We start from the raw sequence: 20401 nt of genomic DNA, 5'->3' as shown, positions 1-20401 counted from the left end.
TTCCGGAGTCCCCTCATGCCTTCCTCCTCCAGCACCGTCCGCTTCCCCAGCACCGTCCGCGAGGTCCGGCTGGCCGCCGCGCCCGGCGGCCTGCCCGTCCCCGGGGACTTCGCCCTGGCCGAGCGCCCGCTGTCCGCCCCGGGCCCGGACGAGGTGCTCGTCCGCAACCGGGCCTTCCTGGTCTTCCCCGGCCTGCGCACCCTCGTCGGCGGCGCGTTCGCCGACGCGCCGTTCTCGTTCGGGCCGGGCGACGCCCTGGCCGGGCCCGCGCTCGGCGAGGTGCTGGCCGCGCCCGCCGACGGCCCGCTGCGCCCCGGTGACCTCGTCACCCACCTGCTCGGCTGGCGCGACCACGCGGTGGGCGAGGCCGCCGCGTTCACCCGGGTGGCGGACGGCTTCCCCGACCCGCTCGCCCTGCTCTCCCCCGGCGTCGTGGCCTACGGCGCGCTGACCCGGGCCACGGAGGTGCGGGAGGGGGACGTCGTCCTGGTCACCGGCGCGGCGGGGGCGGTCGGCACGGTGGCCGGGCAGCTGGCCCGGCTGCTGGGGGCGGCCCGGGTGATCGGCACCACCGGCTCGGCGGCCAAGGCGAAGCGGCTGACCGGGGAGCTGGGCTACGACGCCGTGCTGGTGCGCGGGCAGGGTCCGATCGCCGGGCAGCTGGCCGAGGCCGCCCCGGAGGGCGTCGACGTGGTGCTGGACATGGTCGGCGGCGAGCAGCTCACGGCGGCCGTCGACGCCGCCCGCCCGAACGCGCGGTTCGCGCTGATCGGGGCGCTCGCCGGGCAGATGGCCCCGGGCGGCAGCGGCGCCGACGCGCCCACCGTGGTGGACACCTTCCGGCTGCTCACCCGCAGCGTCACCGTGCACGGCATCAGCGGGCAGCGGTACACGGAGCTGGAGCCGGAGTGGCGCGAGCGGCTCGGCGCCTGGCTGCGTACCGGTGAACTGACCGTCCCCAGGACGGTCCTGACGGGCATCGAGCAGGCACCCGGGGCGTTGTCCCGACTGATCGGCGGTGACGTCTTCGGCGTGACGGTCGTCGACCTGTAGGCGGGACGCGCGCGGGGAGGACGGATGGCGGGACGGATGAGGATCGGGGACGCGGCGGCGGCCGCGGGCACCACACCGCGGGCACTGCGCTTCTACGAACAGCGGGGCCTGCTGCCACCGCCAGTCCGCACCGCCGCGGGCCAGCGCGAGTACGGGCCGGAGACGGTGACCCGGGTGCGGGTGATCCGGGCGCTGCTGGCGCTCGGCCTCACCGTCGAGGACCTCGCCAGCCGCTCGCACCGGCTGGACCTGCTCGCCTCGGACCCGCCGCGCAGCTGCGCGTCGGAGGGGGACTTCGGGCCGGACACCTTCGCCCCGGTGATCGCCCAGCGGCTCGCCGCCCTGGACGCGGAGATCGCCCGGCTGACCCGGCTGCGCGAGGCCCTGGCCCGGCACACCGGAGCCGTCGTGCCATAACCTCCCCCGATTTACAGAGAGTTCTCTGCAGAGACCCCTATGCAGAGAACTCTCTGCCTCCTACGATGCTGGGCATGCCCACCGAAGGAACCACCGAAGGAACCGCCGAGGAACCCGCGGCGCCCGGCCCCACGACGCCCCGCCCGCCGGCACGCCGGATCGACGCCCGCAGCCTGCGCGGGCTCGCGCACCCGCTGCGGATGAAGATCTTCGAACTGCTGAACCTCGACGGCCCGGCGACCGCCACCCGGCTCGCCGAGCGGCTCGGCGAGAACACCGGCACCGTCAGCTGGCACCTGCGCCACCTCGCCGAGCACGGCTTCATCGAGGAGGAGACCGGCCGCGGCACCAAGCGCGAGCGCTGGTGGCGGCGCGTCCCCGTCGCCAACCGGCTCGACACCAACGACTTCCGGGACGACCCGGACACCCGCGGCGCGGTCTCCCTCTACCTGCACGAACTCCTTGAGCAGTACTTCAACCGGATCGACACGTACGTCACCGAGGACTGGCCGGACGAGTGGCGCAGCGCCGGCACCATCTCGGACTGGAGCCGGCTGTGGCTGACGCCGGACCAGCTCCGGACGCTCAACGAGGAGCTGTTCGCCGTCATCCGGCGCCACCTGCCCGCCCCGGACACCGACCCGGAGGCCGAGGCCGACCCGGCGGCGCTGCCGATCGTCGTCCAGCTCCAGTCCTTCCCCCGCCGCCCCCGCCCCGCCGCGGGCGACACCCCGCACCGGAGCGGCGAGTGAACCGCGACCGCACCGCCCCCCGCAGCCTGCTGCGCCGCCACCGCGACTTCCGCCTGCTGTGGTGCGGCGAGACGGCCGGCAAGTTCGGCTCCTCCGTCACCGGCGTCGCCATGCCGCTGATCGCCGTCTCCGACCTGCACGCCTCCACCTTCGAGATCGGCCTGCTCAGCGCGGCGTCCTGGGCCCCCTGGCTGGTCATGGGCCTGCCGGCCGGCGTCTGGGTGGACCGCTTACGGCGCCGCCCGGTCATGCTCGCCGCCGCGGGCGTCTCGCTCGCGCTGTTCGCCGCCGTCCCCGTCGCCGGGTGGGCGGGGCGGCTCAGCGTCGGACTGCTGCTGGCCGTCGCGCTGCTCACCGGCACCGCGGCCGTCTTCTTCCAGACCGCCTACACCGCCTACCTGCCCGACCTGCTCTCCCCCGCCGACCAGCCCGAGGGCAACGCCAAGCTGCACGGCAGCGCCTCCGCCGCCCAGATCGCCGGCCTCGGCTCCGGCGGCCTGATCGCCCAACTCGCCGGCGCCGCCAACGGCATGTTCGCCAACGCCGCGACCTTCCTGGTCTCGCTGCTCTGCCTCGGACGCATCCGGCACCGCGAGACACCGCCCCGCTCCGCCGCCGAGCGCGACCTGCGCCGCGAGGTCGGCGAGGGCCTGCGGCTGCTCGCCGGGGACCGCTGGCTGCGCTCCTTCACGCTCTTCGCGGCCGCGTCCAACCTGGCGCTGATGGGCTACCAGTCGATCCAGGTCGCCTTCCTGGTCCGCGAGGTCGGGCTGGCCCCGGGCACCGTCGGCGCCCTGATCGCGGTGGCCGGCAGCGGCGGCGTGCTCGGCGCCTTCGCGGCCCGCCGGGTCGCCGGCCGGATCGGCACGGCCCGCGCGATGATCGTCTTCGAGCTGGGCCTGTCCTCGCTCGCCCTGCTCATCCCGCTCACCGGCCCCGGCCCCGGCGTGCTCTGCTACGCCGCCGGCGGCTTCGCCGTCTCGGTCGGGGTGGTGGCCGGCAACGTCATCAAGTCCGGCTTCCAGCAGCGCTACTGCCCGCCCGAGCTGCTCGGCCGGATCGCCGCGAGCGGGGCCGTCCTCAGCTACGGGACCATCCCGCTCGGCGCGCTCCTCGCCGGCGCGCTCGGCACCGCCCTCGGCCTGCGCCCGGCCCTGTGGATCACCACCGCCGGAGTGCCCCTGGCGGCCCTCGTCCTCCTCTTCTCCCCCGTCGGCCGCACCCGCGACCTCCCCACCACCCGCCGCCCCGGCGGCTCCCCGCTCCCGGCTCCCGAACCCGCCACCACCTGACCGGCCGTCCGGCATCCCGGCCGTCCGGCATCCCGGCATCCCGGCATCCCGGGCGGGCCGCGCGGGAAGGCCGCGCGTGCCGTGGCCGGGGTGGGGCGGGGCGGCGCCGTAGGTTGACGGCATGGCACAGGACGCGCCGGGTGGCCGGCTCTCTCCTCCGAAGTGGCTGACCGCCGGGCTGCGGCCGAAGCCGGCCCCGGTGCCGTGGGCGGCGGGGCGCCCGGGCCTCGGTGGGGCTGGCGGCGCCGCTGGCCGTCGGGCTGGCGGCGGGGCGCCCGGCGTACGGGGCGCTGGCGTCGATGGGCGCGCTGTCCGCCGTCATCGGCGACACCGCCGACGCCTACCGGATGCGGGTCTTCAACATCGCCGTGCCCCAGCTGTTCGGCGCCGCCGGTGTCGCCCTCGGCACCCTGGTGTTCGGGCGCGACTGGACGGCCGTCGTCGTCCTGACCCTGGTCGCGCTGGTCTCCGGGATGATCTCCTCGATCGGCTCGGTGGCCTCCGTCTCCGGTCTGCTGCTCCTGCTCAACGCTGTCGTCGGGGCGGGCCTGCCGATGCCGCGCCCGTGGTGGACGGCGCCCCTGCTGCTGCTCGCCGGCGGGGCGGTGGTGCTGCTGCTCACCCTGTTCGCCTGGCCGCTGCGCGGCGGCGTGCCGGAGCGGGGATCGGTGGCCGCCGCCTACCGGACGGTCGCCGCGTTCGTCCGCGCCGCCGGCACCCCGGAGCACGACGAACGGCGCCTCGCCGTCACCCAGTCGCTCGACTCCGTGTACGACATGCTGCTCGCCCACCGCACCCGCCGGCACGGCCGCTCCCCCGGGCTGGCCCGGCTGATCGCCCAGCTCAACGCGCTGATACCGGTCGTCGAGGCGGCCTCCGCCGCGAAGCTGCGCCCGACGGACCGGCTCGGCCCGCTGCCGGAGGCCTACCCGGCCGCCGTCCTGATCCTCGCCGACGCCGTCGAACGCGGCCGCGCCGCCCCCGGGCCGGGCGAGGACCCCGCCGCCTTCCTGGACCTGCCGGCGCCCACCGGCCCGTCCGAACGGGCGCTGGACCAGGCCCTGCGGTACGCGGCCGCCGTCGGCGCCGAACCCGGGCGCGCGGACGTCCCCGACCGGCTCGGCCGCCCCGCCGCCCCCGGCGAGCGGATGCGGCGCACGGCGCGGGCGGCGCTGCTCTCCGGCTCCTCCTGGCGGTACGGCCTGCGGCTGGCGCTCTGCATCGGCCTGGCCCAGGTGCTGGTCTCGGTGCTGCCGGTGCCCCGCTCGTACTGGGTCGCGCTGACCGTCACCTTCGTCCTGAAGCCGGACTTCGGCTCGGTGTTCTCGCGCGCCGTGCTGCGCGCCTTCGGCACGGCGCTCGGGCTGCTGATCGCCATCCCGGTGCTCGCCGAGGTGCCGCGCGGCTGGTGGGACGTGCCGACCGTCGCGCTGCTGGCGACGCTGATCCCGGCGTTCTCGGCGAAGGGGTACGCGTTCCAGACGGCGGCCATCACACCGGTCATCCTGCTGCTCTCCGACCTGCTCAACCACCAGGGCTTCGGACTGGTGCTGCCCCGGCTGTACGACTCGCTCATCGGCTGCGGGATCGCGCTGCTGGCCGGCTACCTGTGCTGGCCGGAGTCCTGGCACACCCGGATCGGCGACCGGCTGGCCGACGCGGTCGCGGACACCTCCGCGTACGTGGCGCTGGCCTTCGCCGCCGCCCCCGGGCACGACCAGCCCTCCCGGCCGCGCCGGCGCCGGCGGCTCTACCGGGACCTCTCGGCGGTCCGCTCGGAGTTCCAGCGCGCGCTCACCGAGCCGCCGCCGACCGGCACCCGGGCGGCGGCGTGGTGGCCGCTGGTGATCGCGGTGGAGCGGGTGGTGGAGGCGACCACCGCCACCCGGGTCCGGGTCGAGCACGGGGTGCCGGCGCCGGCGCCGCAGGAGGTCGCCGCGCTCGCCGCCGAACTCGCCGCGCTGGCCGAGGCCCTGCGGACCGGCACCCCGCTGCCCGCTCCACCACCCGACGGCGGGCCCGGCGGCGAACCCGGCGAGGAACCCGGCGGCGAGCACGGCGACGGGCACGGCGACGAGCACGGGACCGGGCCCGGGACCGCCGACGACGTGCTCGGCCCGCTGCGCCGCGAGGTCCGGGCGGCCTGCGCGATCGCCTCCCCGGTCCTCGGCTGACGGGGACCGGGGCTCCGTCCCGGACCGGGACTCAGTCCTGGATCCGCCGCCAGGGCCGGTCCGCCTCCAGGGCGAACGCCAGCTCCAGCAGCACCCGCTCCTGCCCGTGTCCGGCCGACAGGTGGACGCCGATCGGCAGGCCGTCCGGGCTCGCGCCGACCGGCAGGGCGATGCCGGGGCCGCCGGTGATGTTGTTGACCGGCGTGAAGGAGACGTACCGGGTGAGCCGCTCCAGCAGTTCGTCGAACGCGACGTTCGGGCTCAGGTGGCCGATCGGCGGCGCGACGTGCGCCAGCACCGGCGACAGGATCGCGTCCCGCGTACGGAACAGCCCCGCGTACGTCCGCTCGGCCAGGCGCAGCCGCCGCACCACCCCCGGCACCCGGGTGAACTCGCGGTGGAAGATCCGCCGCAGGCCGGTGGTGAGGCCGTCCAGCCGGTCCGCCCGGAAGCCGGGGTCGACGGTCAGCCGGCCGGTGGTGGCGATCAGGAAGGCGATGTAGCCCCAGTAGAGGATGAAGTCGCGGGAGAACTCCTCCCCGAACGGGAGCTCCACCGGCGTCACCTCGTGGCCCAGGGCGGCCAGGCGGGCGGCGGTCTCCTCGACCGCCGCCCTGGTCGGCCCGTCGGTGGGCGCCGTCGGGGAGTCCACCACCAGGCCGATCCGCAGCCGGCGCGCGCACGGTCCCTCGACCAGGCCGAGCGGGGGCAGCGCGGGGTTGCGGTGGTGGCGTTCGGCGGCGGCGAAGAACGCGGCGGTGTCGCGCACGGAGCGGGTCAGCACGCCGTCGGTGACGATGTCCACCGGCAGCCGGCGGCCCTGGGCGTTGGGCACCAGCCGGCCGCGGGTGGGCTTGAGGCCGACCAGGCCGCAGCAGGCGGCGGGGATCCGGATCGAGCCGCCGCCGTCGTTGGCGTGCGCGATCGGCACGACGCCGGAGGCGACCAGCGCGGCCGCGCCGCCGGAGGAGGCGCCCGGGGAGTGCGAGGTCCGCCACGGGTTGCGGACCGGGCGGGCCGCGGCGAACTCGGTGGAGGCGTTGAGGCCGAACTCGGGCAGCCGGGTCTTGCCGAGGACGGACAGGCCGGTGCCGAGGAACTGCTCGGCGAAGCCCGCGGAGCGGCGGGCGGGCTTGGCGCGGAAGGCCGCGCTGCCCTGGCCGGTGGGCATGCCGCGCAGGTCGGTGTTGTCCTTGAGGTAGCTGGGCACGCCGTACAGCGGCGCCTTCGCCCCGGTGCCGTGCGCGCTGCCGTCCGCGCCCCGCCCCCGCCCGTACGCGGCGAAGGCGACCGGGGCGAGCGCCGCGTCGACCCGTTCGGCCCGGGCCGCGGCGGCGGCCGCCAGCTCGGCGGGGCTCACCTCGCCGGTCCGCACCAGGGCGGCCAGGGCCACCGCGTCGTGCTCCCCCAGCGCGTCGTCCCCGTAGGCGTGCACCCGCTCGTCGGCCATCCGGACTCCCCATCCCCTGTCGGTCGGTGACGGCATCCGGCCCGGGAACCTACCTACCCGTCGGTAATGCCGTGCGAGCTGAGCAGTCTAGGGCGGCTGCGGCCGGGTGGAACAGCCCCGCGCGGCGGGCACGATCGCACCGCACCGGCCGTTCGGAGGGGCGACGCCCCGGGATCCCGACCGCCGGAACCCGACCCCCGGCGGCCCGCGTCGCCACGCCACCATCGAAAGCTGGTCCGCAATGATCGAGCTCGGCTTCGACGCCGGCGGCTTCCGCCGCAACGGCGCGCCCCACCGCATCGTCTCCGGCGCGCTGCACTACTTCCGGGTCCACCCCGACCTGTGGGACGACCGGCTGGCCCGGCTGCGCGCCCTGGGCGTCAACACGGTGGACACCTACCTCCCCTGGAACTTCCACGAACTCCCGGGCGGTGAGGTGGACTTCACCGGCTGGCGGGACGTCGCCCGGTTCGTCCGGCTGGCCGAGCGGCACGGCCTGGACGTCATCCTGCGCCCCGGCCCGTACATCTGCGCCGAGTGGGAGTTCGGCGGCCTGCCGGCGCGGCTGCTGGCCGTGGACGGGATCCGGCTGCGCAGCTCCGACCCCGCCTTCCTCGCCGCGGTGGACGGCTGGTTCGACGCCCTGGTACCGCAACTGCTTCCGCTGCTGGGCAGCCGGGGCGGCCCGGTGGTGGCCGTGCAGGTGGAGAACGAGTACGGCAGCTACGGCAACGACGCCGCCTACCTGGCGCACCTGCGCGACGGCCTGGTCGCCCGCGGGGTGGACTGCCTGCTGTTCACCGCCGACGGCTCCGAGGACTTCATGCAGCAGGGCGGCGCGATCCCGGGCCTGCTGGCGACCGCCACCTTCGGCTCCCGCGCCCCCGAACGCTTCGAGGTGCTGCGCCGGCAGCAGCCCGAAGGTCCGCTGGCCGCCATGGAGTTCTGGATCGGCTGGTTCGACCGGATCGGCGACCCGCACCACGTCCGGGACGCCAAGGAGACCGCCGCCTCGCTCGACGAACTCCTCGCCACCGGCGCCTCCGTCAACCTCTACATGGCGCACGGCGGCACCAACTTCGGTCTCTGGGCGGGCGCCAACCACTCCGGCACCGGCCCGGACACCGCCGGCTTCGAGCCGACCACCACCAGCTACGACTACGACGCGCCGATCGGCGAGGCGGGCGAGCTGACCGAGAAGTTCCACGCCCTGCGGGCCGTCATCGGCACGTACGTCCCGCTCCCCGAGGGCGAACTGCCGCCCCCGCCGCCCCGGTTGTCGCCCCGCCGGCTCGACGCCGCGACGGGCCGCGCCCGCCTCCTGGACTCCCTCGACGCCCTCTCCGCCCCCGTCCACCGGCCCGCCCCCGAGCCGATGGAGCGCCTCGGCCAGTCGCTCGGCCTGATCCACTACCGCACCCGCGTCCCCGGCCCGCGCCCCGAACTCCCGCTGCGCGTCGACGGCCTCGGCGACCGCGCGCAGCTCTTCGCCGACGGCCGCCCGCTCGGCGTCCTCGACCGCAACCGCCCCGGCGAGAGTCTCCCGCTGGCCACCGGCCCCGACGGCGTCACCCTCGACATCCTGGTCGAGGCGCTCGGCCGCGCCAACTACGGCCCCCAGCTGGACGACCGCAAGGGAATCCGGCGCGGCGTCTCGCACGAGCGCCAGCGCCTGCACGGCTGGGAGATCCGCCCGCTGCCGCTCACCGACCTCGGCGCCCTCGAATTCCACGACGCCCTCGACACCGCCGACGGCGAGCCCGCCTTCCACCGCTTCGAGACGGACGTCGACGCCCCCGCCGACGCCTTCGTCGCCCTCCCCGGCTGGGGCCGGGGCCTGCTCTGGCTGAACGGCTTCCTGCTCGGCCGGCACACCGACGAGGGACCGCAGCGCACCCTCTACGCCCCGGCCCCGCTCTGGCGGCCGGGCCGCAACACCCTCGTCGTCCTCGAACTCACCCGCCACGGCGCGGCCCTCGAACTGCGTGACGAGCCCGACCTCGGCCCCACCACCCGCGCGCCCAGCGCGGACTACTGAGCCACACGCCCCCCGTGTGCCTCCACACGCCTCCCGCGCCGGGGGCCGGAAACGGTCCGGCCCCCGGCCGCGAGGGCTACTCGACGGTGACGCTCTTGGCGAGGTTGCGGGGCTTGTCCACGTCGCGCTCCAGGGCGACGGCGGCGTGGTAGGCGAGCAGCTGGAGCGGGATGTTGAGGAGCAGCGGGTCCAGCTCGGGCTCGCTCTTGGGCACCAGCACGCAGTGGTCGGCGAGCTTGCTGTCGGGGCGGCGGTGGGCGACCGCGAGGACCCGGCCGGCCCGGGCCTTGATCTCGCCGAGGGTGGTGAGGTTCTTGTCGAGCAGCTCGTCGTCCGGGACGAGGGCGACGGTCGGCAGCTCGGGGCTGATCAGGGCCAGCGGGCCGTGCTTCAGCTCGCTCGCCGGGTAGGCCTCGGCGTGCACGTAGGAGATCTCCTTGAGCTTCTGCGCGCCCTCGCGGGCGACCGGGTAGCCGCGCACCCGGCCGATGAACATCATCCCGGTGGAGTCGGCGTACTCGCCGGCGAGTGCGGCGATCTCCTCGCTCTGGGCGAGGACCTCGCGGATCTGGCCGGGCAGCGCCTTGAGCGCGGAGACGATCCGGCGGCCGTCGGCGGGCGAGAGGTCGTGGATCCGGCCGAAGTGCAGGGCGAGCAGCGCGAAGGCGACGACCGTGGAGGTGAACGCCTTGGTGGAGGCGACCGAGATCTCCGGGCCGGCGTGCAGGTAGATGCCGCCGTCGCACTCGCGGGCGATGGCGCTGCCGACGGTGTTGACCACGCCGAGCACCCGGCCGCCCTTGCGCTTCACCTCCTGGACGGCGGCGAGGGTGTCGTAGGTCTCGCCCGACTGGCTGACCGCGATGTAGAGGGTGTCGGCCTCGACGACCGGGTTGCGGTAGCGGAACTCGGAGGCGGGCTCGCTGTGCGCGGGGATGCGGGCCAGCTCCTCGATGAGCTGGGCGCCCATCTCGCCGGCGTAGTAGGCGGAGCCGCAGCCGAGGATCTTGACCCGGCGGATCTCGCGCAGCTCGCGGGCGTCCAGGTTGAGACCGCCCAGGTGGGCGGTGGCGAAGCGCTCGTCGAGGCGGCCGCTGAGGGTGCGTTCGACGGAGCCGGGCTGCTCGTGGATCTCCTTGAGCAGGAAGTGGTCGTAGCCGCCGGTGTCGTAGGAGTCGACCTCCCAGTCGACGGTGGACGGCTGGCGGTGGGTGGTGCGGGCGTCCTCGGTGAAGGTGCGGAAGCCGTCGGCGCGCACGGTGGCCAGCTCGCCGTCCTCCAGGTGGACGACCTGGCGGGTGTAGCGGACCAGGGCGGAGACGTCGGAGGCGGCGAACATCTCCTTCTCGCCGATGCCGAGCACGATCGGGCTGCCGTTGCGGGCGACCACGATGCGGTCGGGCTGCTCGGCGTCGAGGACGGCGATGCCGTAGGTGCCGACGACCTTGCCGAGCGCGGCGCGCACGGCGTCCTCCAGCTCGCCGCCCTCGGCGGCGTGGGCGGCGATGAGGTGGGCGAGCACCTCGCTGTCGGTCTCGGAGCGGAAGACCGCGCCGTCGGCGGCGAGCCGCACACGCAGCTCGTCGGCGTTCTCGATGATGCCGTTGTGGACGACGGCGATCCTCCCCCAGCCTTCGGCCGGGGGTGCCCCCACGGCGTTGGCGACATGCGGGTGGGCGTTGGCGTCGCTGGGGACGCCGTGGGTGGCCCAGCGGGTGTGGCCGATGCCGGTGGTGCCCTTGAAGCGGGCGGGGACGTCGGCGGCGAGGTCGGCGACCCGGCCCTTGACCTTGCGGACCTTGATGCCGCCGGTGCGTCCGGCGACGGCGACGCCGGCCGAGTCGTAGCCCCGGTACTCCAGCCGGGCGAGGCCCTCCAGCAGGAAGGGGGTCGCGTCCTTGGGGCCGATGTAGGCCACGATTCCGCACATGGTGGACTCCTTGGTTCCGTGATGACGAGGGCCGGCCGGCCGGCGCGGGCCGGGGCGAGCCGACAAGACCTGAACGCGGACCGTCAGCCGTAGACGATCCGGCGCAACTGGCGGGCCGAGAGCCCGGGCGCCGCGACCCGGCGGGCCGGCAGCTCCTCGGCGAGCCGGGCGAAGATCCGCTCGTTGGTCAGGCCGCGCGCCTGCAGTTCGCCGTGGCGGCGCCGGACGTACTCCTCGGTGGTCTCGGAGAAGTACGCCAGCACCTCCGCCACCACCCGCGCCGCCTCCCGGGGCCCGAGCGGGCTGGTCCGGGTGAGGTGCGCGAGCAGGTCGTCGTGAGGGTGCGAGGGACCGGGCGAGCTGGACACGAGTGGGGAGCCTAGGCATCCCGTCGCCGAAAGATCAAAGATCCTGCCCGAAATCGGGCAGGATCTTGCTGCATTCGGAAGATGAAGAGGGGTCTTGTAGCCGCACGGGTGACCACGTAGCGTGATGACTTGCTCACACACCGGGGGGCCGGGGGAGGAAAGGGAGCGTCGGAAGAGTGTCGGAAGAACCGGAGGCTGGCTGATGTGCGGGATCACCGGATGGGTCGCCTACGACCGCGACCTGACCCTCGAACACGCGGTGCTCGACGCCATGACGGAGACCCAGCTCTGCCGCGGCCCGGACGCCGGCGGCGTCCACCTGGAGCGGCACGCCGCGCTGGGCCACCGGCGCCTCGCCGTGATCGACCCGATCGGCGGGGTCCAGCCGATGACGGCCGAGCACGACGGCCGGATGCTGGCCGCCCTCAGCTACAGCGGGGAGGTGTACAACCACCGCGAGCTGCGCGCCGAGCTGGAGGCCGCCGGGCACCGCTTCCGCACCCGCAGCGACACCGAGGTGGTGCTGCGCGCCTACCTGGAGTGGGGCGAACACCTGGCCGAGCGGCTCAACGGCATGTTCGCCTTCGCGGTCTGGGACGCCCGCACCGAGGAGCTGCTGCTGGTCCGCGACCGGATGGGCGTCAAGCCGCTGCACTACCACCCGACCCCGGACGGCGTGATCTTCGGCTCCGAACCGAAGGCGCTGCTCGCCCACCCCGCGGTGCGCCCGGTGGTCGACCTCGACGGGCTGCGCGAACTGCTCACGCTCACCCGCACCCCGGGCATCACCCCGTACCGGGGCATCGCCGAGGTCCGGCCCGGCCATGTGGTCCGGGTGCGGCGCCAGGGCCTCACCGAGCGGCGCTACTGGGCGCTGGAGGCCCGCGAGCACCTCCAGGACCTCCCCACCACGATCACCACCGTCCGGGCCCTGCTGGAGGACATCGTCCACCGCCAGCTGGACTCCGACGTGCCGCTCTGCTCGCTGCTCTCCGGCGGCCTCGACTCCAGCGCGGTCACCGCCCTGGCCGCCCGGACGCTGCGCGCCGCCGGCGCCGGACCGGTGCGCTCCTTCGCCGTCGACTTCACCGGCCAGTCCGAGCACTTCGCCCCGGACGCCGTGCGCACCACCCCGGACGGCCCGTACGCGGAGCTGCTCGCCCGGTACGTCGGCGCCGACCACCGGGTGATCGAGCTGGACACCGCCGACCTCGGCCACCCGGCGCAGCGGCTCGCCACCCTGCGCGCCCGGGACCTCCCGGGCGGCGTCGGCGACATGGACGCCTCACTGCTGCTGCTCTTCCGCGGGGTGCGCGAGCGCTCCACGGTGGCGCTGTCCGGGGAGTCCGCCGACGAGCTGTTCGGCGGCTACCGCTGGTTCCACGACCCGCGGCTGGTGCGCGCCGACGACTTCCCGTGGGCGCCCGTGCTGAGCAGTCTCGGCGGCAGCGGCAGCGGGCCGCGCGAGCAGCTGCTGGACCGGGAGCTGCTCGCCAAGCTCGACCTGCCCGGCTACCGGCGGGCCCGGTACCGGGAGGCGCTCGCCGAGGTCCCGCACCTGCCGGACGCCGACCCGTTCGAGCGGCGGATGCGGGAGGTGTCGTACCTCAACCTCACCCGCTTCGCCCGCATCCTGCTGGACCGCAAGGACCGGATGAGCATGGCCACCGGCCTGGAGGTGCGGGTGCCGTTCTGCGACCACCGGCTGGTGCAGTACGTCTTCAACACGCCGTGGACGATGAAGTACTTCGACGGCCGGGAGAAGAGCCTGCTGCGGGCCGCCGTCCGCGACGTGCTGCCGGCCGAGATCGCCGACCGGGCGAAGAGCCCGTACCCGATCGTGCAGGACCCGCGCTATCCGCAGCTGCTGCGCGGCGAGCTCGCCGCGCTGGCCGCCGACCCCGGCTCGCCCGCCCTCGCCCTGCTGGACCGGCGGGCGCTGTCGGACGCGCTGGCGCCGGACACCGACCCGCAGTCGGTCCGGCTGGCGACCGATCTGGCCCTGGACATCGACGCCTGGCTGACGGAGTACCAGGTGTCCCTGGAGCTCTGAGCGACGCGGCCCCGGGCGGTGCGGGCAGCGCGCCACCCGGGGCCGCGGGCCGGGCCGTGACCAGCCGCCAACCCGCTTCGTTGACCGGGCGGGACGTGCGGTAGCGTCGCCGACACCTCCCGAATGGCGGCCGATAACACGGAATCCTCAGCCCGTGCCGTCAGGATGGGGAGAGTCCCGTCCGTCTCGATCCGCCGGGGGATCTCCGTCATGCAACCGCGAGCCTTCGCGATCCTCACCGCCCTGCTGCTCGGGGTGCTCGGTCTGGGGTCGGTGGCCGTCACCGACTGGACGCCCGAGCCGGTCACCGCCGCGGTGTCCGGGCCGGCCGCCCCCGGGGACGCCACGGGCACCGCGCCCGCCGGCGCCGCGCAGCCGACCGCCGCGGGCGCCACCGCGACCGCGACCGGGGACCCGGCGGTGTGGACCCGCTCGACGCTGCGCAACAAGCTGATGGCCGAGATGGACGCCTCCGACCCCGGCATCGCCCTGGCGGACCTCGACAGGATCACCAAGCAGCTGCCGTACACCGTCCGGTTCTGCCACCCGATCGCCCACGAGCTCGGGCACGCGGCGGTCAAGCGCTTCAACGCCGACTTCCAGAAGGTCATCTCCTTCCCGCACGAGACCTGCGCGGCCGGCTACCTGCACGGCGCCGTCGAGGAGATGCTCAACGCCTCCCCCCAGCCCGAGACGGACCTGGTCAAGCTCTGCGCGCCCAAGAACAGCGGCCCGTGCATCCACGGCGTCGGCCACGGCACGATGTTCGTCGCCAAGCAGGACGTCGCCAAGGCGCGCGAGCTGTGCAACAGGTTCACCACCGACCAGAACCGGATCCGCTGCTCCGAGGGCCTGTTCATGCAGCTCTTCGGCCCGGACGAGGAGGACGAGAAGGCCAAGGCCAACCTGCCCGCCGACAAGCTCGCCCAGGACCCGCTCTACCCGTGCAAGGAGCAGCCGGCGCTGTTCCAGTCCGCCTGCTTCTTCTACGCCCCCACCTTCTACCTCTCCTCGCACGACTACCCGAACCACCCCGAGGTGTACGCCGAGGCCCTGAAGTGGTGCCTCGACGGCAAGGCCTCCGGCGGGGCGGTGGACTGCAGCCGGGGCGTGGGCTCGCGCACCATGAAGTACAACCTGGACCGTGAGGACTGGGCCGCCCAGCAGTGCGCGACCGCCGCGGACGGCTGGCAGCGCAAGGCCTGCGCGGAGGGCCTGGTCAGCTACTACACGGTCAACTACACGGAGGCGGGTGCGGCCGGCCGGCTCTGCGCCAAGTTCACCGACAAGGAGATGCAGGGCTACTGCCGCTCCGCGAGCGGTCTGTCCGGCTCACTGGACTGACGCCCGCCGTCCCACCTGTCGGGCCCGCGCCGCACGACGCGGGCCCGTTTTCGTAGGATCGCGGGGATCGGGTGCGCCGAGGACGCCGCGCCACCAGGCCCGCACCCTCCCGGAGCCGCACATGACCTCCGACGACTTCCGCGCCGCCGCGCACACCGCCGCCGACCTGGCCGCCGACCACCTGGCCGGGCTGGCCGACCGCCCCGTCTGGCAGCCGATGGACGACGCCGCCCGCCGCGCCCTGCTGGACGCCCCGCTGCCCTCGGCCGGCCGCCCGCTCGCCGAGCTGCTGGAGGCGGTCGGCCGCGACGTCCTGCCGTACCCGATGGGCAACGGCCACCCCCGGTTCTTCGGCTGGGTGAACTCCGCCCCGGCCCCGGCGGGCGTGCTCGCCACCCTGGCCGCCGCCGCGATGAACCCCAGCTCGGCCGGCGGCGACCACGCCGACGTCCACCTGGAGCGGGCCGTGGTCCGCTGGATCGCCGAGCTGGTCGGTTTCCCGCACCCTCCCGGCGGCGGGCTGCTCACCTCCGGCACCTCGATGGCGACCATCGTCTGCCTGGCCGCCGCCCGCAACCGGGCCGCGCTCGCCGCCGGCTGGGACGTCCGCGAGGACGGCCTGGCCGGGATGCCGCCGCTGGTCGGCTACGTCACCGGGGAGACCCACTCCTGCGTCCGCAAGGCCACCGAGCTGCTGGGCCTCGGCAGCCGGCACCTGCGCACCGTGGCCACCGGACCGGACGGCCGCCTCGACCTCGCCGACCTGCGCGCCGCGGTCGCCCGCGACCGGGCCGCCGGGCTGCTGCCCTTCCTGGTGGTCGCCTCGGCCGGCACCGTCGGCACCGGCGCGGTGGACGCCTTCGACCCGATCGCCGACCTCTGCGCCGAGGAACACCTGTGGCTGCACGTGGACGGCGCCTACGGCGCCTTCGGCGCGCTCGACCCGGTGATCGCGCACCGGTACGCCGGGCTGGAGCGGGCCGACTCGCTCGCCCTGGACCCGCACAAGTGGCTCGGCGTCCCGGTCGACTGCGGCTGCGCGCTGGTCCGCGACCCCGCCGAGCTGCGCGCCGCCTTCAGCCTCGTCCCCTCCTACCTGCGCGACGAGACGGCCGGGGAGCTGGGCTGGTTCTCCGAGTACGGCACCGAGCAGACCCGCCCGTTCCGCGCCCTCAAGGTGTGGGCCACCATCGCCCACCGCGGCCGCGACGGCCTCGCCCGGGACATCGCCCGGACCACCGCACTCGCCCGCCACCTGGGCGAACTCATAGCCGCCGACCCGGAGTTGGAACTGCTCGCGGAGGTCAGCACGTCCATCGTCGCGTTCCGCCTGCGCCCGGCCGGCCTCGCGGGACCCGCCCTGGACGCCCTCAACCGCGACCTGCCCGCCGCCGTCCAGCGCCGCGGCCGCGCCTTCGTCACCGGCGCCCGCCTGGCCGGCCGCGAGATGCTCCGCGCTTGCCTCCTCAACCCGGCCACCACCGAAACGGACCTGCGGATCCTGCTCGACGAGGTGAAGGCCGCCGGGCGCGGGACGGCCGATTCACGGCACCATTAACCGTCAGGTCACGGGGGATTCGTGATCGTGAAACACCGGAGCGGCAGATTGATGGCATGGAGCACCCGGAGAAGCCGAAGCCCGAGACCGTCCAGTCCCCGAACCCCTCCCGTGCCCAGCGTCGCGGCGCCGGAACCCACCGGTGGCGGCGCGACGCGGTGGAACTCGCCGCCGTCTTCCTCTCGGTGACCACCGCCGACCTGGTGGCCAAGCTCGTGGTGCACGGGCCGGACGGGCCGGTCGTGCTCGCGGCGTCCGCCACCACACTGCTGGCCACCGCGCTGTTCCACACCTGGTGGTCGCACCGGCACCAGTTGCACGGGCCGCCCGCGCCGGACGCGCCCCCGTCACCACCGGCCGGGGCGGCGGCCGGGACGGCCAGGACGGCCGGGACGGAGACGCCCGAGCCGCTGAAGGGGCCGCTGCACGACTTCGAGGAGACCGCGCTGTGGCGGGTCCGCACCACGGTGCAGGACTCCCCCGGCAGCCTGGCCCGGGTCTGCGCGGCCTTCGCGGCCCGGCAGGTGAACATCGTCTCGATGCAGTCCCACCCGCTGCCGACCGGCGCCGTGGACGAGTTCTTCGTCCGCGCGCCGCGCTCGCTCGCCCGGGCCGACCTGGCCGCGGTGGTGGCCGGGGCCGGCGGGCACGACATCTGGACCGGCCCGGCGGACGCCCACGACCTGGTGGACGTGCCGACCCACGTGCTGGCGCTGGCCACCCGGACCGCGCTGGACGCCGCCGAGCTGCCGATCGCGCTGCGCCAGCTGTTCGGGCAGTGCAGCATCCGGCAGTACCCGGGGGCGGCCGCGCGCGGCACCGCCGGGGTGGACGGGCACGTGATGCGGCTGCCGGTGCCCTCCGGCGGCCTCGTCGAACTCACCCGCCCGCAGCTGCCGTTCACCCCGACCGAGTTCGCCCGGGCCCAGGCGCTGGTCGAGCTGGACACCCTGCTCGGCCCCCGGGTGCCGGACGTCCGGGCCCGGCTGAGCCTGCCGGCCGGCACCGACCTGACCGTGCGGCGCGCGGACCCGGCGGACAAGGAGGCCGCGCTGGCGATGCACCACCGCTGCTCCCCCGACACCCTGCGCAAGCGCTACCACGGGCCGGTCCGGGACGCCGACCGCTATCTGGACCACCTGCTGGACGCCCGGCACGGCCAGACCCTGGCGGTGGAGACGGCCGACGGGCGGATCGTCGCCCTCGGGCACCTGATGTGGGACGACGAGGGCGCCGAGGTGGCGGTGCTGGTCGAGGACGCCTGGCAGCGGCGCGGGCTGGGCCTGGACCTCATGCGGCGGATGTCCGCGCTGGCCCTGGAGGCCGGGATGGACACCGTGTACGCGGTCACCCAGGCGTCCAACTCCGGGCTGATCGCCACCATGCGCCGGCTGGCGGCGCCGCTGGACTACCAGGTGGAGGAGGGGACGCTGGTGATCACCGCCCACCTGGCGGAGGCGGCCGAGGAGCTCCCGGTGCCCTGGCAGACCCGCCCGGGCCGGTGAGCATAGGCGGGTGAGCGCGGGCCGGCGGACGGCGGGCGGCTCCGGGGCGGCCGGTGAGCAGCGGCGATGGGACAGGTAATCATTCGGTCATTTCTTCACCACACCCTCACCAAGGCCCCCACCCGCCCCGGAGCACGGAACCGCCGTGCCCCGCTCCCGCGTCCCCGACGGCGAACGGCCCCTCCGTACACCGCCGGGCCTGACCGCGCGTCAGGGCCGCCCGGACGGGCTCTCCGGGCGCGTCCCAGCAGGCGGCGCGGGGTCCGGGGCGCCGAGCCGGGTGGGGGAGTCGGTAGGCTGATCCCGTCCCCGCCGCCCCACGGCCCGTAGTCCGGCCCCCGGGCGGTGCCGCAGCAAGGAGGAACCACTGAGCATGGCAGGCACCGAATCGGAGCCCACAGGCGCACGCGACGCCTCGCTGCCGGCGCGCGCGAAGATCGCGGTGACCGCCGGCAAGGTGGCCGCCGCCGTGTCCCGCAAGGCCGGGCGCGGCAGCGGCTCGGTGATCGGCGGCAAGGTCGCGCTGAGGCTCGACCCCGATCTGCTCGCCACCCTCGCCGAGAACCTCGACGTCGTGCTGGTCAGCGCCACCAACGGCAAGACCACGACCACCCGCCTGATCGCCGAGGCGCTGCGCGCCGCCGGCCCGGTGGTCTCCAACGCGCTGGGCGCCAACATGCCGGCCGGCATCACCTCCGCCCTGGCCGGCGGCTCGGACGCCCGCTACGGCGTCATCGAGGTCGACGAGAAGTACCTGGCGATGGTCGCCCGGGACACCCGCCCCAAGGCGATCGCCCTGCTCAACCTCTCCCGCGACCAGCTCGACCGCGCCGCCGAGACCCGCATGATGGCGGAGAAGTGGCGCGAGGGCCTGCAGGACACCGAGGCCGTGGTGATCGCCAACGCCGACGACCCGCTGGTGACCTGGGCCGCCTCCTCCTGCAAGAAGGTGGTCTGGGTGGCCGCCGGACAGGCGTGGAAGGAGGACGCCTGGTCCTGCCCGGCCTGCGGCGGCGTGATGCAACGCCCCGGCGACGACTGGTTCTGCCAGGAGTGCGGCTTCCGGCGCCCCAACCCGCACTGGGCCCTGCAGGGCACCCACGTGATCGACCCGCAGCGCGGCGCCTGGCCGATCCAGCTCCAGCTGCCCGGCCGGGCCAACCTGGCCAACGCCACCAGCTCGGCCGCCGTCGCCGCGGTGTTCGGCGTCTCCCCGCAGGTCGCGCTGGAGCGGATGCGCTCGGTCACCGCGGTGGCCGGCCGCTACGACGTCGTCCAGTACCAGGGCCGCGACATCCGGCTGCTGCTGGCCAAGAACCCGGCCGGCTGGCTGGAGACCTTCTCCCTGATCGACGGCCCGCCCACCCCGGTGGTGCTCTCCGTGAACGCGCTCGACGCCGACGGCACCGACACCTCCTGGCTGTGGGACGTGGACTACGAGCGGCTCGCCGGGCACCCGGTGTTCGTGCTGGGCCAGCGCAAGCTGGACCTGGCGGTGCGCCTGGAGGTCGCCGGGCTGCAGTTCCACGTCGTGGACTCGCTGGAGCAGGCCGTCCGGATGGCCCCGCCCGGCCGGATCGAGGCGATCGCCAACTACACCGCCTTCCAGCAGCTGCGGAAGGTCGTGGCCGGCTGATGCCGGACCGCCGCCGAGCGACCGCGGCCGCCCCGGCAGCCCCAGCAGCCCACCGCACGTACGTCATGGAAGGCCTTCGAGGATGAGTGAGAGCAGCCTGCGCGTGGTCTGGGTCTACCCCGACCTGCTCAGCACCTACGGCGACCGGGGCAACGCCCTGGTCGTGGAGCGCCGGGCCCGCCAGCGCCATCTCAACGTGACCCGGATCGACGTCCGCTCCGACCAGGCGGTGCCCACCAGCGGCGACATCTACCTGATCGGCGGCGGCGAGGACCGTCCGCAGCGGCTCGCCGCCGAGCGGCTGCGCAACGACCCGGGGCTGGTGCGGGCCTCCGAGAACGGCGCGATCATCTTCGCGGTCTGCGCCGGCTACCAGATCCTCGGCCACGAGTTCATCAACGACCTCGGCCAGCGCGAGCCGGGCCTCGGCCTGCTCGACGTGTGGACCACCCGCGGCGAGGGCGCCCGGTGCGTCGGCGACGTGCTGGCCGACGTGGACCCGCAGCTCGGCCTGCCGCAGCTGACCGGGTTCGAGAACCACCAGGGCGTGACCCACCTCGGCCAGGGCGTCAGCCCGCTGGCCCGGGTCACCGCCGGCCGGGGCAACGGCACCGGCGACGGCACCGAGGGCGCCTGGCGGGACACCGTCTTCGGCACCTACCTGCACGGACCGGTGATGGCGCGCAATCCCGCCGTCGCCGACATGCTGATCAAGCTGGCGCTGGACGTGAACGCCCTGCCGCCGGCCGACACCACCTGGTACGACGCGCTGCGCGCCGAGCGCATCGCGGCCACGACGCGCCCCGCGTAGCACGTCCCGACGCCCGTCCG

14 protein-coding genes and 1 pseudogene are annotated in these 20401 nt (G+C 75.1%); 12 read left to right on the top strand and 3 right to left on the bottom strand.

Annotated elements, in window-relative coordinates:
• Positions 1-15 precede the first annotated feature (15 nt).
• From ABT093_RS07705 to ABT093_RS07685, 5 genes and pseudogenes are all read left to right on the top strand, one after another.
• The gene (locus ABT093_RS07705) at positions 16-1053 is read left to right on the top strand and encodes an MDR family NADP-dependent oxidoreductase (protein WP_350561518.1); all 1038 of its coding nucleotides are present in this window, start codon (positions 16-18) and stop codon (positions 1051-1053) included.
• A 36-nt stretch (positions 1054-1089) separates the two neighbouring features.
• Complete coding sequence (locus ABT093_RS07700) at positions 1090-1470, top strand: MerR family transcriptional regulator (RefSeq protein WP_350561516.1); 381 nt, start codon at positions 1090-1092, stop codon at positions 1468-1470.
• A 74-nt stretch (positions 1471-1544) separates the two neighbouring features.
• Positions 1545-2222, top strand: a complete 678-nt coding sequence (locus tag ABT093_RS07695; protein ID WP_350561514.1) for an ArsR/SmtB family transcription factor — start codon at positions 1545-1547, stop codon at positions 2220-2222.
• The gene (locus ABT093_RS07690; RefSeq protein WP_350561512.1) at positions 2219-3514 is read left to right on the top strand and encodes an MFS transporter; all 1296 of its coding nucleotides are present in this window, start codon (positions 2219-2221) and stop codon (positions 3512-3514) included. Before ABT093_RS07695 ends, ABT093_RS07690 begins: the two co-directional genes overlap by 4 nt.
• A 121-nt stretch (positions 3515-3635) precedes the next feature.
• Positions 3636-5688: pseudogene (locus ABT093_RS07685) on the top strand (FUSC family protein).
• Between the two features lie 31 nt (positions 5689-5719).
• Here the strand turns inward: ABT093_RS07685 and ABT093_RS07680 are convergent.
• Positions 5720-7138: an amidase gene (locus ABT093_RS07680; RefSeq protein ID WP_350561510.1), complete on the bottom strand. Its 1419-nt coding sequence runs from the start codon at positions 7136-7138 to the stop codon at positions 5720-5722.
• A gap of 241 nt (positions 7139-7379) precedes the next feature.
• Here ABT093_RS07680 and ABT093_RS07675 point away from each other — a divergent pair, with 241 nt between their 5' ends.
• Positions 7380-9176 (top strand): glycoside hydrolase family 35 protein, encoded by a 1797-nt coding sequence (locus ABT093_RS07675; protein ID WP_350561508.1) that lies wholly within the window; start codon positions 7380-7382, stop codon positions 9174-9176.
• Positions 9177-9252: 76 nt separating this feature from the next.
• Here ABT093_RS07675 and glmS read toward each other — a convergent pair whose 3' ends face one another.
• Complete coding sequence (glmS, locus tag ABT093_RS07670) at positions 9253-11106, bottom strand: glutamine--fructose-6-phosphate transaminase (isomerizing) (protein WP_350561506.1); 1854 nt, start codon at positions 11104-11106, stop codon at positions 9253-9255.
• Positions 11107-11189: 83 nt separating this feature from the next.
• Positions 11190-11474, bottom strand: coding sequence for a hypothetical protein (locus ABT093_RS07665; protein WP_350561504.1), 285 nt, complete (start codon positions 11472-11474; stop codon positions 11190-11192).
• 202 nt (positions 11475-11676) lie between these two features.
• Here ABT093_RS07665 and asnB point away from each other — a divergent pair, with 202 nt between their 5' ends.
• The 6 genes from asnB to ABT093_RS07635 all read left to right on the top strand — a co-directional run bounded on the left by asnB (position 11677) and on the right by ABT093_RS07635 (position 20381).
• A complete protein-coding gene (gene asnB / locus ABT093_RS07660) occupies positions 11677-13527 on the top strand; it encodes an asparagine synthase (glutamine-hydrolyzing) (RefSeq protein WP_350561502.1) in 1851 nt (616 codons plus the stop codon).
• Positions 13528-13737: 210 nt separating this feature from the next.
• Positions 13738-14871, top strand: coding sequence for a hypothetical protein (locus ABT093_RS07655; RefSeq protein ID WP_350561500.1), 1134 nt, complete (start codon positions 13738-13740; stop codon positions 14869-14871).
• A gap of 121 nt (positions 14872-14992) precedes the next feature.
• On the top strand, positions 14993-16429 hold the full coding sequence (locus ABT093_RS07650; protein WP_350561498.1) for a pyridoxal phosphate-dependent decarboxylase family protein: 1437 nt from the start codon (positions 14993-14995) through the stop codon (positions 16427-16429).
• A gap of 56 nt (positions 16430-16485) precedes the next feature.
• The gene (locus tag ABT093_RS07645) at positions 16486-17934 is read left to right on the top strand and encodes a GNAT family N-acetyltransferase (RefSeq protein ID WP_350561496.1); all 1449 of its coding nucleotides are present in this window, start codon (positions 16486-16488) and stop codon (positions 17932-17934) included.
• Positions 17935-18307: 373 nt separating this feature from the next.
• A complete protein-coding gene (locus ABT093_RS07640; RefSeq protein ID WP_350561494.1) occupies positions 18308-19570 on the top strand; it encodes a MurT ligase domain-containing protein in 1263 nt (420 codons plus the stop codon).
• Between the two features lie 82 nt (positions 19571-19652).
• Positions 19653-20381, top strand: a complete 729-nt coding sequence (locus ABT093_RS07635; protein WP_350561492.1) for a type 1 glutamine amidotransferase — start codon at positions 19653-19655, stop codon at positions 20379-20381.
• Positions 20382-20401 lie beyond the last annotated feature (20 nt).

It is taken from the genome of Kitasatospora sp. NPDC002551 (genome assembly GCF_040296005.1).
Lineage (GTDB): Bacteria > Actinomycetota > Actinomycetes > Streptomycetales > Streptomycetaceae > Kitasatospora.
This window is presented reverse-complemented; position numbering and strand designations above follow the sequence as displayed.

Coding starts and splice junctions, on each gene's coding strand:
- ABT093_RS07650 (WP_350561498.1), top strand. CDS start 14,993: ATGACCTCCGACGACTTCCGCGCCGCCGCGCACACCGCCGCCGACCTG.
- ABT093_RS07635 (WP_350561492.1), top strand. CDS start 19,653: ATGAGTGAGAGCAGCCTGCGCGTGGTCTGGGTCTACCCCGACCTGCTC.
- ABT093_RS07640 (WP_350561494.1), top strand. CDS start 18,308: ATGGCAGGCACCGAATCGGAGCCCACAGGCGCACGCGACGCCTCGCTG.
- asnB (WP_350561502.1), top strand. CDS start 11,677: ATGTGCGGGATCACCGGATGGGTCGCCTACGACCGCGACCTGACCCTC.
- glmS (WP_350561506.1), bottom strand. CDS start 11,106: ATGTGCGGAATCGTGGCCTACATCGGCCCCAAGGACGCGACCCCCTTC.
- ABT093_RS07705 (WP_350561518.1), top strand. CDS start 16: ATGCCTTCCTCCTCCAGCACCGTCCGCTTCCCCAGCACCGTCCGCGAG.
- ABT093_RS07700 (WP_350561516.1), top strand. CDS start 1,090: ATGAGGATCGGGGACGCGGCGGCGGCCGCGGGCACCACACCGCGGGCA.
- ABT093_RS07645 (WP_350561496.1), top strand. CDS start 16,486: ATGGAGCACCCGGAGAAGCCGAAGCCCGAGACCGTCCAGTCCCCGAAC.
- ABT093_RS07680 (WP_350561510.1), bottom strand. CDS start 7,138: ATGGCCGACGAGCGGGTGCACGCCTACGGGGACGACGCGCTGGGGGAG.
- ABT093_RS07675 (WP_350561508.1), top strand. CDS start 7,380: ATGATCGAGCTCGGCTTCGACGCCGGCGGCTTCCGCCGCAACGGCGCG.
- ABT093_RS07655 (WP_350561500.1), top strand. CDS start 13,738: ATGCAACCGCGAGCCTTCGCGATCCTCACCGCCCTGCTGCTCGGGGTG.
- ABT093_RS07695 (WP_350561514.1), top strand. CDS start 1,545: ATGCCCACCGAAGGAACCACCGAAGGAACCGCCGAGGAACCCGCGGCG.